Origin of the sequence: Pseudarthrobacter sp. TAF60_1 (assembly GCF_052113505.1) — a bacterium.
Taxonomy (GTDB): Bacteria; Actinomycetota; Actinomycetes; order Actinomycetales; family Micrococcaceae; genus Arthrobacter.
This window is the reverse complement of sequence record NZ_JBFRDI010000018.1, coordinates 70,743-85,475: the sequence shown is the minus strand read 5'-3', so window position 1 is coordinate 85,475 and position 14,733 is coordinate 70,743. Positions and strand designations below refer to the sequence as shown.

Here is a 14,733-nt window from a genome sequence, read left to right as displayed (position 1 = left end):
GCATTCCACAGCCGTCGGTGTACGGTGGTAAAGCTGATTTTGTAACCGCCGTCACCCTTACCGGCGGACCACACGAAGGATTTTGCACATGTCTGACCAGACAACCACGGGGCAGAGAACTGCCTCCAGCCGGGACAGCGAACCCCACCTTTCACGCTCGCTGAGCAACCGGCACATCCAGCTCCTGGCCATCGGCGGCGCGATTGGCACCGGCCTGTTCATGGGCTCCGGCAAGACCATTTCCGTGGCCGGCCCGTCCGTGATCTTTGTGTACATGATCATCGGCTTCATGCTGTTCTTCGTCATGCGCGCCATGGGCCAGCTGCTGCTGTCGAACCTGAACTACAAGTCCTTCAGTGACTTCGCCGGCGATCTGCTGGGCCCCTGGGCCGGCTTCTTTACCGGCTGGACCTACTGGTTCTGCTGGGTGGTGACGGGCGTCGCCGACGTGATTGCGATCGCCGGCTACGCCAACGAGCTGTGGCCCGGTATCCAGCTGTGGATCCCCGGCGTCGCCACCATCGTGATCCTGCTGCTGCTCAACCTGCCCACCGTCAAAGCGTTCGGTGAGACCGAGTTCTGGTTCGCCCTCATCAAGATTGTTGCCATCGTGTCGCTGATCGTTGTGGGCCTGGTGATGATCTTCACCGGCTTCACCTCCAGCGCAGGCACAGCAAGCTTCACCAACCTGTGGAGCCATGGCGGGTTCTTCCCCAAGGAGTTCATGGGCTTCGTGGCCGGCTTCCAGATCGCCGTCTTCGCGTTTGTTGGCATTGAGCTCGTCGGCACCGCCGCCGCCGAAACCAAGAACCCGGAGCACAACCTGCCCCGCGCAATCAACGCCATTCCCCTTCGCGTCATGCTCTTCTACGTGGGCGCCCTCATCATCCTGATGTCCGTCACGCCGTGGACCGAGTTCCGGGCCGGCCACAGCCCGTTCATCGGCATGTTCTCCCTCGCCGGGCTTGGCATGGCCGCGATGGCGGTCAACCTTGTGGTGCTGACCTCTGCGATGTCGTCCGCCAACTCCGGAATCTACTCCACCTCGCGCATGGTGTTCGGACTGGCCCAGGACGGCGACGCCCCGAAGCTCTTCGGCCGCCTCTCGAGCCGCAAGGTTCCGCAGAACGCCTTGTTCCTGTCCTGCGTGCTGCTGCTTGCCGGCGTAGCCCTGCTCTACGCGGGCAAGGACGTTGGCGTGGCGTTCGACATGGTCACCACCGTTTCCGCCGTCTGCTTCATGTTCGTGTGGTCAATCATCCTGGCCAGCTACCTGGCCTTCCGGAAGCGCCGGCCGGAACTGGCCAAGGCCTCAACCTTCAAGCTGCCCGGCGGGATTCCGATGGTATGGGTGGTCTTCGCGTTCTTCGCCTTCCTGCTTTGGGCTCTCACCACCCAGCCGGACACGCTGACGGCACTGCTGGTGACCCCGGCCTGGTTCGCAATCCTGGGCGTGGCGTATGCCGTGGTCCGGCGGACGCCGCTGCACCAGGCGCGCGTGGCTGAGTGGAAGGCAATGGCCGACGCCGAAACCTCCGCCGCCGCCATGTCCGCAGCCTGACCCGAACCCTCACCCCACCCCACCCCATCCGCGAACGCCCCACCCGCGGACGCTCTCTCACTTAATGTGGGTTTTCCGGCAACCCTCTCTCACTTCCCGTGAGAGGGGGTTTGCCGTTTTCACTGGACGTGCGGCGTCTGCTGCTGCCCACGGACCTGGCCCCGCCGACTTCGGCCAGAAACGAAGCCGACGTCGGCACTCACGTAAGTGCCGACGTCGTGCGTTTAAGTGCGAGAGCGTTACCGTAAAACCCGCATCGAGTGATAGAGCGTTACCGGAAAAGCCGCATTAAGTGAGAGAGCGTAGGGTCAGGCGAAGTAGACCCCGATGCGGTTGCCGTCGATCTCTTCAATGCGGATGTCGATGTCGTAGACGTCGTGCAGCATTTCGGCCCGCATGATCTGCGCCGGGCTCCCCTGGTGGACAAGGCGGCCGTTCTTCATGACCAGGATGGTGTCCGAATAGCAGGACGCGAAATTGATGTCGTGGACCACCAGCACGATGGTTTTGCCCAGTTCGTCGGCCAGCCGGCGCAGCAGCCGCATCATCTCCACGGAGTGCTTCATGTCGAGGTTGTTAAGCGGCTCGTCCAGGAGCAGGTATTCGGTGTCCTGCGCCAGAACCATGGCGATGTAGGCGCGCTGCCGCTGGCCGCCGGAGAGCTCGTCCACAAACTTGTCCGCCATGGTGCCCAGGTCGAGGTGCGCAATGGCTTCCTCCACCTTGGCCAGGTCCTCCACGGTGGGCCGGCCGCCCGAATGCGGGAACCGGCCGAACGCCACCAGGTCGCGGACGGTCAGGCGCATGGTCAGGTGGTTCTCCTGGCGAAGGATCGCCATGGTGCGGGCCAGGTCTCGGCTGGGGGTGGCCGCGACGTCAAGGCCCCCCACACACACCGCGCCGCTTTCCAGCGGCTGGAGCCGGCTGATGAGCGAGAGCAACGTGGACTTGCCGGCGCCGTTGGGGCCGATGATGGACGTGATGCCGCCGCGGGGAATCACGCAGCTGACGTCGTCGAGGACCTGCTGGCCGCCGTAGCTCTTGGAGACGTTCCGGACGTCAATCATTTCAGCGAGCCTTTCAGCAGGAGGTAGAGGAAGAGGATGCCGCCGGCGAACTCGATGACCACGCTCAGCGCGGTGGCAAAGCCGAACACCCGCTCCAGGATGAGCTGGCCGCCCACCAGTGCCACAGCCCCGATCAGCACCACGATGGGGATGAGCCGGGCGTGGTTGAAGCCGCGGCAGAGCTGGTAGCCGAGGCTGACCACCAGCAGGCCGAAGAACGTCACGGGGCCCACCAGCGCGGTGGACACGGCAACCAGCAGGGAGCAGGCCAGCAGGATCCGCATGACCACGCGGCGGTGGTCCACCCCCACGTTGATGGCCAGCTCACGTCCCAGTGCCAGGACATCCAGCGTGTGCCGGGCGCGCCACACGGCGACGCAGACGGCAGAGATAATCACGGCGGAGACACCCAGCAGCGCGGGATCCACGTTGTTGAAGCTGGCGAAGAACAGGTCCTGCAGGATGATGAACTCGCTCGGTTCCATGAGCCGCTGCAGGAGCGAGGAGAAGCCCCGGAACAGGCTGCCCAGGATGATGCCCACCAGCAACAGGAGGTGCAGCGACCGGGTGGCGCCGGTGAACATCCAGCGGTACAGCAGCGCGCTGAAGGCAACCATCAGGACAACTTCGACGGCGAACTGCAGCGTGGGAGGCGCTGCGGTGACCGCCGCGGCACTCACGGTGAAGACGAGCGCCGTCTGCACCAGGATGTAGAGCGAGTCGAAGCCCATGATGGAGGGCGTGAGGATCCGGTTGGCGGTGACGGTCTGGAAGAGCAGTGTGGAAACGCCCACCGCCACAGCCACCAGCAGCATCGCGGCCACCTTGAGGGCGCGCCGCGGAAGCACGTAGCCCACATTGCCCTTGAGGTCGCTGAACAGGAAAAACACGACGGCGGCGAGAGTGGCGGCGAGCAGTATCCCGATCACCACCCGGGGCGGGGCGTTCCGGATACGGTTTCGCAAGCGCGCTCCGGGACGAATGGCGGGTGGCTTCCCGCCAGTCCGGGCTGGGACGGCGGGAACGGCTGTTTCAGGCATTGCGTTTCCTCAGGATCAGGATGAGGAACAGGATGGCTCCCACTACGGACATCACCATGCCCACGGGGACCTCATACGGGTAGCGGATGGTCCGGCCGATGATGTCGCAGACCAGCACAAATCCCGCTCCGAAAAGGGCTGTCCACGGCACCGAGCGGCGCAGGTTGTCGCCAAACAGAAGCGAGACAATGTTGGGGACCACCAGGCCGAGGAACGGCACGGCGCCCACGGTGGTCACCACTACGGCGGAGATCAGCGACACTATGACCAGTCCCAGCCGCATGGTGCGGTTGTAGTTCAGGCCGAGATTGGTGGTGAAGTCCTCCCCCATGCCGGCCACGGTGAAGCGGTCGGCGGCGAGCAGCCCCGCGAGCATAAGGGCGGCCACAATCCACAGGAGCTCATAGCGCCCGCGGAGTACCCCGGAGAAGTCGCCGATCATCCAGTTACTCAGGGTCTGCAGCAGGTCGTAGCGGTAGGCGAAGAACGTGGTGATGGCCGCGATGACCCCGCCCAGCATGATGCCCACCAAGGGGATCAGGAGGGTGTTCCGGGTGGGCAGGCGACGCAGGATGGCCAGAAACAAAGCCGTGCCCAGGACAGCGAAAACGCTGGCGACGCCCATCCGAAGGAGGATCGGCGCCGTCGGGATGGCAACTGTGACCACCAGGATGCCCAGCGTGGCGGATTCGACGGTGCCCACGGTGGAGGGCTCCACAAAACGGTTCCGGGCCATCAGCTGCATGATCAGCCCGGCCACCGCAACCGCCATGCCGGCGAGGACAACGGCCAGGCTGCGCGGCACCCGGGAGATCCAGAAAATCTCGACGGCGGCCGTGTCGCCCGCGAGCAGTCCGGGCAAGGACACGTCGCTGACGCCGACAAACATGCTGACGATGGCGAGGGCCAGCACAGCGGCGGCGGCCGCAGCCAGCCCCGCGTACTCGCGGGACCGGCTGCGGCTTACCGGCGCGGTGGTCCGCACGGCCGTGGCTGTCATGATCGAAGGTCAGTCTCTACAGGCTCAGTCAGTGGCGGGGGCTCAGGCCACCGACTCGGCGACGGCATTAACCATTGCCCCCACGTTGTTCAGGCCATAGCCCACGATGTACCAGGCAGCGGGGTCCAGGCTGATGATCTTGTTGTTTTTGGCGGCGTTGGTGGACTGGACCAGTTCGTTGTCCAGGACTGGGTTGGCAGCGGCGGCTTCGGAGCCGATGGCGGTGTCGCGGTTGATCACATAGAGGAGGTCCGGGTTGACCTGCTTGATGTATTCGAAGGAAACGGACTCGCCGTGGCTTCCCTCGGCCTTGACGTCGGCCGCGGTGGGGACGCCCAGGACGTCGTGGATGAGGCCGAAGCGGGAGCCGGCGCCGTACGCGGTTACTTCGCCGCCGGAGGTCAGAACGATGAGGCCCTTGCCGGCATCAGCGGCCTTCGTTTTGGTTTCGGCGATGGTGGCGTCCACGCCGGCCAGCTTGGCATCGACTTCCGCCGCCTTGTTGAAGATGGTGCCCAGCTTCTTTGTTTGGTCCTTAAAGCTTTCCATCGGGTTCGCGGCAGCGATGGACAGGTCGATGGTAGGGGCGATTTTGCTCAGTTCCTTGTAGGCCCCGGCGGTGCGGCCTGAGATGATGATGAGGTCCGGGGCGCCGGCGCTGACGGCTTCGAAGTCGGGTTCCTTGAGCGAACCGATCTTCCCGTACTTGGCATCCGCGTATTTCGAGAGCGATGCCGGGTAGCTGGCCTCGGGCACGCCCGCAGGCTCCACGCCAAGCGCATCGAGGGTGTCCAGGACGCCGAGATCGAACGTGAACACCTTCTTCGGGTTGACCGGCACGTTGGCCGTGCTGCCCTGGGCGTGCTCCACCGTGATGCTGGCAGCGCCCTCGGAGGCGGGCGTCGCGGTGGCGTTGCCGCCGCACGCGGTCATGGTCAGAAGCGCGGCTCCCGCAGCCAGTGCCCCCAGGTAGCTCGAAAGCCTTTTCTTCACGTCAATCTCCAGTCCGCTAATAAGGTCACGTATTTGTTGCCTAATGCCCTTGAACTCTATAAGTAAGGTAAGGCTAACTTCAAACGCCAGCCAGCGAGGGGACAAATCGTGAGCGGCATCACAACGCACGACGCCGGCACTCGGGTGAGTGCCGGCGTCGTCCTTCAGTGCGAGAGGGTTCCCCGAAAACCCGCGTTAACTGCGAGAGGGTTGCCGAAAAAGCCGCATCAAGTGAGAGAGCGTTCGTGGGTGGGTTGGGGTGGGTTGGGGGTGGTGGGGGGTGGGTGGGAGCGCTAGGCCGGGGCGTTGGCCCCTTCCGCCTGGCGCTCCTCCACCAGGGTGGACACCGCAGCGAACAGCGGGTGTTCGGGCGCCAGCCCGGTGATCCGCTCGGTGGCTTCAGCTGGCGAGGATGACGCCAGGATCTGCGCGAGTTCGGTGGCCTCGACGTCGGCGGGATCATTGAAGCGCAGGGCCGCAGCGATGGCACCCAGCAGCGCCTCCGGGACGATCCCGCGCTCCGCCAGCTCAGCAGCCGGGCCGATGAACCGCTCGTGCCGGCTGAGTTTCCGCATGGGCGCGCGGCCCACGCGGGTCACGGTATCTGGCAGGTGCGGGTTGGAGAACCTGACCAGAATCTTCTGGACGTAGGCTTCCTGCTCATCGTTGCTGAAGCCGTGTTTGGCCACGAGCAACTGCTTGGTCTCCTCCAGCACCGCCCGGACATCCTCCGCAACGTCCTGGTCGGCCATGGCATCGGAGATCTTCTCCAGTCCGGCCTCGAACCCGAAGTACGCCGCGGAGGCGTGCCCGGTGTTCACGGTGAAGAGCTTCCGCTCGATGTAGGGCGAGAGATCGTCCACGAAGGTGGCGCCCGGAATGACCGGCGACGCATCGCCAAAGGCACTCCGGTCGATGACCCACTCGTAGAACGTTTCCACCGTGACATCCAGGCCCTGCCCGGGTTCCTGGTTGGGAACGATACGGTCCACGGCGGTGTTCGCAAACACCGCCAGGGAATCCAACGAGCCAGCGGCGGCGTCCCAGAGCCCAGCCACTTCCGCCCGCAGGATGTCCGTGGCATTGATGGCATTCTCACAGGCCATCACCTGCAGCGGCGACAACCCGGCGTCGCGCGCGGCGATGCCCTTGGTGATGGCGGGCGCCACGAACTTCAGGATGTGCGGACCCACGGCGGTGGTGACGATGTCCGCCGTCGCGATTTCCCGCACCAGCTCCGCTTCCTGGGTGGCTGAATTCAGCGCCCGGAAATTGTCCACGGTCCGGACGGTGGGGTTCTCCCCCACCTCGTTGACGTTGTAGCTGTCGGCTGCCGCCAGTTGCTCAATGAGGGCCTCCGCGACGTCGGCGAACACCAGCTCATACCCGGCCTGATGCAGCAGCAGCCCCACGAACCCGCGGCCGATGTTCCCGGCGCCAAAATGTACGGCCTTCACTATGCGTTGACCTTTCCGAACAGGTCCAGGACTTCGTCCACGGTGGTGGCCGCCTCCAGCTGGGCCACCTGGGCCTTGTTGGTGAAGACCTTGGCGATGGAGGACAGGATGTGGAGATGCTCGTTGTTGATACCGGCCACGCCCACCACAAACTTCACCTGCTTCCCGTTCCAGTCGATTCCGTCGGGGTAGCGGATGACGGACACAGCGGACTTCATGATGTGGTCCTTGGCGGCGTTGGTGCCGTGCGGGATGGCCAGGAAGCTGCCCATGTAGGTGGAAACGGACTCTTCGCGTTCGTGCATCGCTGCGATGTAGTCCTGGTCCACGGCGCCGCGGTCCAGCAGGAGCCGGCCCGCCTCGTCGATGGCGGCGTCGCGGCTCGTAGCCCGGCCGTTGAGAATGACGCTGTCAGCCACCAGGATGTCCGACGGCGCTGCTGTCTCCTCAGCCTCGGCCGGCGCGGTCCCGCCCTCGGCAGCAGGTGCTGCGTCAACCGGGGCGTCGGCCACGTGCGCTCCATGGCCCGCCGCGGCGGCGCCTGCACCCATACCGGCAACACCGGCACCTGCTGCGCCGGCAACTCCGGCAGTGTCAGCACCGCTGCCCGCGGCCTCCGGTGTGTTGCTTTCCCTGACCAGCTCCACGATCTCGTCGTACCGCGGGCTGTTCATGAAGTTGTCCACGGAGAAGTGCGCGGCACTGGCGGTAGCCGGCTTGGCGCGTTCGGTGAGGTCCTGGTGGGTGATCACCACGTCGTACGTGTCACTCAGGTTGGCGATGGCCGAATTGGTGACCTTGACGTCCGGGAATCCGGCAGCCTTGATCTTGTTCCGCAGCACCGAGGCGCCCATCGCACTGGAGCCCATGCCGGCGTCGCACGCAAACACGATGTTCTTGATGGGACCGGCCAGGACGGCCGTACCCACGCCGCCACCTGCACCGGCGCCCGTCAGGACCGAGGAGACGGAGCTCTTCTTGCCCTTCATGGCCTCCATCTTGGACGTTGCGTCGTTGAGATCCACCTCGTCGCTGTGCTTGGTGGTCTTCAGGATCACGGAGGCCACCAGGAAGGAAACCGTGGTGGCAAGAATTACCGCGAGGATCACGCCGACGTAGCTGTCACGGGATGTCTGGGCGAGCACGGCGAGGATCGAGCCGGGGGCTGCCGGCGCAACAAGCCCGGAGCCGGTGATGGCCAATGTGGCAATACCGGTCATTCCGCCTGCGATCGTGGCCAGGATCAGCAGCGGGCGCATCAGGACGTACGGGAAGTAGATTTCGTGGATGCCGCCGAGGAAGTGGATGAGCGCCGCGCCGGGAGCTGAAGCCTTGGCCACACCCTTGCCGAAGAACATGTAGGCCAGCAGGATGCCCAGGCCCGGGCCGGGGTTGGCTTCGAGCAGGAACAGGATGGACTTGCCCTGCTGTAGCGACTGCTGGATGCCCAGCGGGGTCAGCACGCCATGGTTGATGGCGTTGTTCAGGAACAGCACCTTGGCTGGCTCGATGAAGATGCTGGTGAGCGGGAGAAGGCCGTTGTTGACCAGGAACTGGACCACGTTTCCGGCGCCCGTGCTGAATGCCTGCACCAGCGGAGAGATGCCATAGAACCCCAGCATGGCCAGGAATGCGCCCCAGATGCCGGCTGAGAAGTTGTTCACCAGCATTTCGAAGCCGGGCCGGATCTTGCCGTCCCACAGGGAGTCGATCTTCTTCATGGTCCAACCGCCGAGGGGACCCATGATCATGGCGCCGATGAACATCGGGATTCCCGCACCAACGATGACGCCCATGGTGCCGATGGCGCCCACCACGCCGCCGCGGACGTCATAGACCATCCGGCCACCGGTGTAGGCGATCAGGAGCGGCAGCAGGTAGGTGATCATGGGACCAACCAGGCCAATGTTCGGCTTCCCGTCGGTTTCGCCGAAGCCTCCCAGCCCCGGCACCGGGATCCAGCCCTTTTCGATGAAGAGGGCGGTGATGAGGCCCCAGGCGATGAATGCACCGATGTTGGGCATGATCATTCCGGACAGGAACGTCCCGAACTTCTGGACGCCGACCCGCACGCTGGTGCGGGGTTTTGCAACTGTCTCTGTTGCCATGTGATTTCCTAACCGTCATTCCTGCTGCTGCGCAGGATGGGTCCGATATTTACGACGACGAGCTGGTGGAGATTCGATGGAGCCATTCGAGGAACAACTTGAGTTCCGAGCTGGATAGCTGGTCTGAGTGCGATGCCTGGAGTGCGGCGTTCAGGGCGATCGCGGCCACCACCACCGAGGACCTCCCCGAGTCTTCCGGGGATGCTCCTGCGGCCTGCTCCGTGGATACCGCAAAGATCATGGCGTCCCGGGTCATGGTGGACAGTTCAAGGTTCCGTTCAGCCGCGGGCTCCGCTATCAGCATGAGTGTCACGCCAACGTTGGCGGCCAGGATGGACCTGGCTGCCTCCCGCGGCTGGACGTTCAACTGGCCCGCGGCAGCTGCCTTGGTCAGCATTTCCTCCAGCAGCGCCTCGGCATCGGCAACGATGGCGGGGCGGCTTTCCGGGCGGATATTGCCGAACATGACCAGGTAGAGTTCCGGTTGCTTGAGCCCGAACAGGACGTGGTTGTCCCACATCCGCCGGATATCCTCCAAAGGCTGTCCGGACGGGGCGAAATCTCTCTCGCCCGCAACATACTCCTCAAAACCCGCGGCGACTACGGCGTCGAAAAGACCTTCCTTGTCACCGAAGTGGTGGTACAGGGTGGGCGCCGTGACACCTGCCAGCTGCGTGATCTGGCGGGTGGAAACGGCTGCCCCGGCTGAATTTGCCAGCAATTCGGCTGCTGCTTTGAGCAGTCGCATTTTGGGGGGAAGCTGGCCATCCAAACTCATAGCCGCTACCCTATCACCTATAGCATTGCTATATGAACTGAATCACATACAATTTTTTCAGGCACGTTTCCACCGCCGCACGCAGTAGTCGCGGCACCCCGGCATGGCGCCGGGGCTGTTCCGGGGCGCGCCTGCTACCGGCAGAGAATGAGGACCTTCAGTGCAGACCTTTTCAGGAGTAGGCGTCAGCCCCGGCCGCATCATCGGCACCATCCGCCAGATGCCCAAACCGATCAGCGAACCCCCTGCGGGCGAGCAACTCGCGGCCGGTACTTCCGCCGAAGAGGCCACCGCAGCACTGAAGGCGGCGTCCCAGGCCGTGCACGACGAACTGAAGGCCCGTGCCGCCCATGCCACCGGTGACGGCAAGGCGGTCCTGGAAGCCACTGCCCTGATGGCCAAGGACACCATGCTGATCAAGGGCGCGGCCAAGCTCGTGGCCCGCGGCACCTCAAGCGAGCGTGCCATCTGGGAGTCCGGTTCCTCGGTTGCGGAAATGCTCCACAACCTCGGCGGCTACATGGCTGAACGCGCCACCGATGTCCTGGACGTCCGCGCCCGCATCGTGGCCGAGCTCCGGGGCGTGCCCGCGCCCGGCATTCCCGCCTCCAACACTCCCTTCGTCCTGGTGGCAGAGGACCTGGCACCGGCCGATACCGCCACCCTGGACCCGAACAAGGTCCTTGCGCTCGTCACCGCAGGCGGCGGCCCGCAGTCCCACACCGCCATCATCGCCCGTTCCCTGGGCCTTCCGGCCGTCGTTGCCGCGGTAGGCGTGGACGAACTTCCGGACGGCATCGAAGTGTTTGTGGACGGCGCCGCCGGTAGCATCACCTCAGAGCCCGACGACTCCTTCCGCGCAGCAGCGGAGGCATGGGCAGCAACAGCTTCCCTGCTGTCCGAGTTCACCGGCACGGGCACGACGGCGGACGGTCACCTGGTGCCGCTGCTCGCCAACGTCGGCGGCGGCAAGGACGCGGAAGCCGCCGCGAAGCTGGGAGCCCAGGGCGTAGGGCTGTTCCGCACCGAGTTCTGTTTCCTGGAACGCGACACCGAGCCCAGCGTGGAAGAGCAGGCGGCTGCCTACAAGAGCGTCTTTGACGCCTTCCCGGGCAAAAAAGTGGTCCTGCGAACCCTCGATGCCGGCGCTGACAAGCCACTTCCGTTCCTGACCGACTCAACAGAGCCGAATCCTGCGCTCGGCGTCCGCGGCTACCGCACAGACTTCACCACCCCCGGCGTCCTGGACCGCCAGCTGGAAGCAATCGCACTGGCGGAAAAGCAGTCCGAGGCGGACGTGTGGGTCATGGCCCCCATGATCTCCACGGCCGAAGAGGCAGCACGCTTCGCCTCCATGTGCGCAGACGCCGGCATCAAGACCCCCGGCGTCATGGTGGAGGTTCCATCCGCCGCGCTCACCGCCGAAGCCATCCTTCGTGAAGTGGGATTCGCGAGCCTCGGCACCAACGACCTCACCCAATACGCCATGGCCGCAGACCGCCAGCTGGGCCCGCTCGCCAACCTAAACACTCCGTGGCAGCCGGCAGTCCTGCGCCTGGTGGGACTCACCGTGGAAGGCTCCCGCGCGGAAGGCAACAACAAGCCCGTGGGCGTCTGCGGTGAGGCAGCCGCCGACCCCGCCCTCGCCGTCGTACTGACCGGGCTGGGGGTCAACACGCTGTCCATGACGGCGCGGTCCCTCGCCGCAGTGGCCGCGGTCCTGAAGACGGTCACTCTCGCCGAGGCGCAGGAACTGGCCAAGCTGGCGCTGTCCGCACCGAGCGCTACCGAGGCCCGCGCCTGGGTGCGGGAGAAACTTCCCGTGCTTGAGGAGCTCGGGCTTTAAGCAGCGCTCCGACACCGTGCCGTTGCCCACCATCGCCAAAGCATCAACAGGAGGAACCATGCCTGAACGCATTGCCACCATAGCCAGCCGCTCCGGGCTGCACGCCCGCCCCGCCGCGCTCTTCGCCGAGGCGGCCGGGGACGTGGGAGTGGAGGTCACCATTGCCATGCAGGGCGAGCCGGAAGAGGAGGCGCTGGACGCTTCCAGCATCCTGTCCCTCATGACGCTGGGGGCGGCCAAGGGCGACGTGGTGGTGCTGCGGGCCGACGGTGACGGTGCCGACGCGGCGCTGGATTCGCTGGTGAAGCTCCTGGAAACGGACCTCGACGCCGAATAGATCGCACCAAAAAGGATTACGACGCCGGCGCTCACCCGAGGCGGGTGCGCGTCAGGCGGTGACGCCGAAACCTTCCGCGGCCCTGGCCCAGCTGGTGATCGCTGCGGCGGTCGGGCCCGTGGCGGTGTGCTGGAAGACGTGGCCGTGGCCCGGAATCTCGGTGAGGCCGCCTTGGGGCGCCTGGGCTGCGAGCCGCTGGCACCACTCGCGGCCGGCCACGGGATCCTGGCTGCCGCGCAGCACCAGCAGTGGCTGGTTGACCCCCGGAACCCGGGCCTCCATGGGGTACTGCATCATCACGGGCAACTCGGTGAGGTACCAGCGGGGGCCTGCACGGAAGTAGTCGGAAAAGACAATGGCATTTGAGGACAGGCTCTCGCTGAACATGGCATCGCGGGTCAAAGCCAGGGCCTGCCGCGCAACCGACTTGCGGCGAGGGTCCACTACCGGGCCCATCAGCACCACTCCGCCCACAAGGTCGGGTTCCTGCAGTGCGAGCTCAACGGCATGCTGGGTCCCCATGGAATGACCGATCACCACGCAGGACGTCACGCCGGCATCGGCAAGCGCGGCACGGACAAAGGCCGCGTATTCCCCAACCGGGACCTGGCGCGTGGGCCTGGGCGCATCGCCGAACCCCGGCAGGTCGAAGGAGTGGACGTCGGCAACCAAAGCCAGTTCCTGGTGCAGGCGCGCGAGGTACCGGTGGGAAACGCCGATCCCGTGCAGCAGGACGTAAGTCCTTCGGGGAGTATCGGCGGCAGGCCCCACTGACGAGTACAGCCGGCCTGTCAGGCCGCCGGCCTCAATATCCCTGCCACCAGTGAGTTTCACCCAGCGAGCATACCGCCCGCGCCTGCCGCTGCCGGTTAGGGTGGGGGCATGGCACTGATTGCTCCCCGGATGACGGCCGGCCTGCCGGCGGAAGATGCAGGCAAGCTCCGGCAGGCGCTGGAAGGCGGCCACGACATCACCGTCTTCGTGGATGGCACTGTCCACCGGCTGACGCCCCAGGCGAGGGACGCCGTCGTCGACCTCCTCAGCCGGTTCGGCCGCGGCGAAGCGGTGACCGTCAGCAGCGTGGAGGAAATGCTCACCACCTCCCAGGCCGCCGAACTCGCCGGCATTTCGCACACGTATTTGCGCAACATGACCGATCGCGGCGAGATTCCGGTGGAATACCGCGGCACGCACCGTCGTATCAGGCTGGCCGCCATCATGGCGTGGCTCGAGCAGCAGAAGCACGGCGAGCAGGCGAAGCAGGCTGGGCAGGTCAGGAAGACCGGGCAGTCCGCCGAAGCCAGTTAGATCCGCGGACGTTCCGCCCAGCGGCGCATTTTCAGAGCGGCGTGGAGTTCCAGCCGGGGCATGCCCTTCAGGGGGTCGACGCCGAGAAGCTGGCGGATGCGGCCCAGCCGGTTGTAGACGCTGCTGCGGTGGAGGTGGAGTTTGGTGGCTACGTCCTGGACTGAGCCGTCGTTGTCGTAGATGAGCTCCAGGACGGGGAGGAGCTCGTTGTTCCGGTCGTGGTCTTCCAGCATCCGGACGTAGACGGATCCGGTGTCGGTCCAAGCGCCGGCTCCCCCGCCCGCTGATGCCAGCAACTGGTAAACGCCGGTGGCCCGGCAGTCCACCAGTTCGCCGAGCTGCGGGTCCACGGCGGCCGCCTGGGCTGCCTGCCGGGACTGCCGGTAGGCCTCGGCGAGCTCGCGCGGCCGCGCAAACCCCTCGCTGATGCCCAGGATGATGCGGTGCACCGGCCGGCCGGAGCGTTTGGCCAGCTCAAGCTGGTAGTGGACCAGGACCTGGGCATGGTTGGCGCGCCCCACAGACTCGGTGAACAGCACCACCGAGTGGGTTTCCGTGCCCGCGCTGAACAGCGCCATGTCCACCCCCACGGTGGCCTGCAGGGCTGCCGAGCGGTGGATCAGCGTGGAGGCAATGGGGTCGGGGCCGCCGGCCCAGCCATCGGCGTCGAGCACGGTCACCATCTGCCAAGGACCCTTGCCTTGGATTTCCTTCCAGCCCGCCACGGCGGCCACCGCGTTGGCCTCGCCGGAGCAGGCCGCCAGGAATTCCCGTTCACGGCTGCGCCTGAACTCCGACTCGGCTGTGTTGGAATCCAGGAGGAGGCCGGAAAGCAGCTCGATCTCCCGGGTCACCTCCGGCAGTTGGGAGACGATCACCGCCGGGTTCTCCTCGGCCGAGTCCTGCTGCACCCAGAGGTAGCCCACCCGGAACCCGCGCACCATCAAGGGAACACACACCCGGCCCAGCATGCCCAGGTCAGCATTTGCGGGGATCACCACCGGGCGGACCGCCGTCGCAATGCCGTGGGACAGCTGCCACGCACTGACATCTGCCGGCACTCTCTTGCTCAACAGGAAGTTCACCCGGACCTGGTCCGCGTGCGACTGGTTGGAGCTGTAGGCGAGCAGCAGGCCGTCCAGGTCTTCCAGCGAAAGTCCCCGCCCAAGCTTCTGGGCCACCTGCTCCACCAGCTCTTCCACGTCCTGCTGCATGGGCTAACAGTACTGCCCTATGGC

13 protein-coding genes are annotated in these 14,733 nt (G+C 65.5%); 4 read left to right on the top strand and 9 right to left on the bottom strand.

Annotated elements, in window-relative coordinates; all coding sequences use genetic code 11:
• Nucleotides 1-88: 88 nt before the first annotated feature.
• Nucleotides 89-1,561 carry an amino acid permease gene (locus tag AB4Y73_RS18185; protein WP_441873664.1) on the top strand — a complete coding sequence of 491 codons (1,473 nt, stop codon included), beginning with the start codon at nt 89-91 and terminating at the stop codon, nt 1,559-1,561.
• A 308-nt stretch (nt 1,562-1,869) separates the two neighbouring features.
• Here the strand turns inward: AB4Y73_RS18185 and AB4Y73_RS18180 are convergent, their stop codons facing one another.
• The 7 genes from AB4Y73_RS18180 to AB4Y73_RS18150 form a co-directional block, all read right to left on the bottom strand.
• A complete protein-coding gene (locus tag AB4Y73_RS18180) occupies nt 1,870-2,628 on the bottom strand; it encodes an iron ABC transporter ATP-binding protein (protein ID WP_441873662.1) in 759 nt (252 codons plus the stop codon).
• A complete protein-coding gene (locus AB4Y73_RS18175; RefSeq protein ID WP_441873659.1) occupies nt 2,625-3,593 on the bottom strand; it encodes an iron chelate uptake ABC transporter family permease subunit in 969 nt (322 codons plus the stop codon). The genes AB4Y73_RS18180 and AB4Y73_RS18175 overlap by 4 nt, the downstream gene beginning before the upstream one ends.
• A gap of 67 nt (nt 3,594-3,660) precedes the next feature.
• Nucleotides 3,661-4,668: an ABC transporter permease gene (locus tag AB4Y73_RS18170; protein ID WP_441873657.1), complete on the bottom strand. Its 1,008-nt coding sequence runs from the start codon at nt 4,666-4,668 to the stop codon at nt 3,661-3,663.
• Nucleotides 4,669-4,710: 42 nt separating this feature from the next.
• The gene (locus AB4Y73_RS18165; RefSeq protein WP_441873655.1) at nt 4,711-5,661 is read right to left on the bottom strand and encodes a siderophore ABC transporter substrate-binding protein; all 951 of its coding nucleotides are present in this window, start codon (nt 5,659-5,661) and stop codon (nt 4,711-4,713) included.
• Between the two features lie 293 nt (nt 5,662-5,954).
• Nucleotides 5,955-7,118, bottom strand: coding sequence for a mannitol-1-phosphate 5-dehydrogenase (locus tag AB4Y73_RS18160; protein ID WP_441873653.1), 1,164 nt, complete (start codon nt 7,116-7,118; stop codon nt 5,955-5,957).
• A complete protein-coding gene (locus AB4Y73_RS18155) occupies nt 7,118-9,226 on the bottom strand; it encodes a PTS mannitol transporter subunit IICBA (RefSeq protein WP_441873651.1) in 2,109 nt (702 codons plus the stop codon). The genes AB4Y73_RS18160 and AB4Y73_RS18155 overlap by 1 nt, the downstream gene beginning before the upstream one ends.
• A 49-nt stretch (nt 9,227-9,275) precedes the next feature.
• Complete coding sequence (locus AB4Y73_RS18150) at nt 9,276-10,004, bottom strand: TetR/AcrR family transcriptional regulator (RefSeq protein ID WP_441873649.1); 729 nt, start codon at nt 10,002-10,004, stop codon at nt 9,276-9,278.
• A 160-nt stretch (nt 10,005-10,164) separates the two neighbouring features.
• Here AB4Y73_RS18150 and ptsP point away from each other — a divergent pair, with 160 nt between their 5' ends.
• Nucleotides 10,165-11,850 (top strand): phosphoenolpyruvate--protein phosphotransferase, encoded by a 1,686-nt coding sequence (gene ptsP, locus AB4Y73_RS18145; protein WP_441873648.1) that lies wholly within the window; start codon nt 10,165-10,167, stop codon nt 11,848-11,850.
• A gap of 58 nt (nt 11,851-11,908) precedes the next feature.
• Nucleotides 11,909-12,187: an HPr family phosphocarrier protein gene (locus AB4Y73_RS18140; protein ID WP_441873646.1), complete on the top strand. Its 279-nt coding sequence runs from the start codon at nt 11,909-11,911 to the stop codon at nt 12,185-12,187.
• A gap of 51 nt (nt 12,188-12,238) precedes the next feature.
• On the opposite strand, the gene AB4Y73_RS18135 is transcribed toward AB4Y73_RS18140, so the two are convergent.
• A complete protein-coding gene (locus AB4Y73_RS18135; protein WP_441873644.1) occupies nt 12,239-13,021 on the bottom strand; it encodes an alpha/beta fold hydrolase in 783 nt (260 codons plus the stop codon).
• A gap of 48 nt (nt 13,022-13,069) precedes the next feature.
• On the opposite strand from AB4Y73_RS18135, the gene AB4Y73_RS18130 reads away from it, so the two are divergent.
• A complete protein-coding gene (locus AB4Y73_RS18130) occupies nt 13,070-13,495 on the top strand; it encodes a helix-turn-helix domain-containing protein (RefSeq protein WP_441873642.1) in 426 nt (141 codons plus the stop codon).
• Here AB4Y73_RS18130 and AB4Y73_RS18125 read toward each other — a convergent pair.
• Nucleotides 13,492-14,709, bottom strand: a complete 1,218-nt coding sequence (locus AB4Y73_RS18125) for a PucR family transcriptional regulator (protein WP_441873640.1) — start codon at nt 14,707-14,709, stop codon at nt 13,492-13,494. The two genes, AB4Y73_RS18130 and AB4Y73_RS18125, sit on opposite strands and share 4 nt — an antisense overlap.
• Nucleotides 14,710-14,733: the final 24 nt, after the last annotated feature.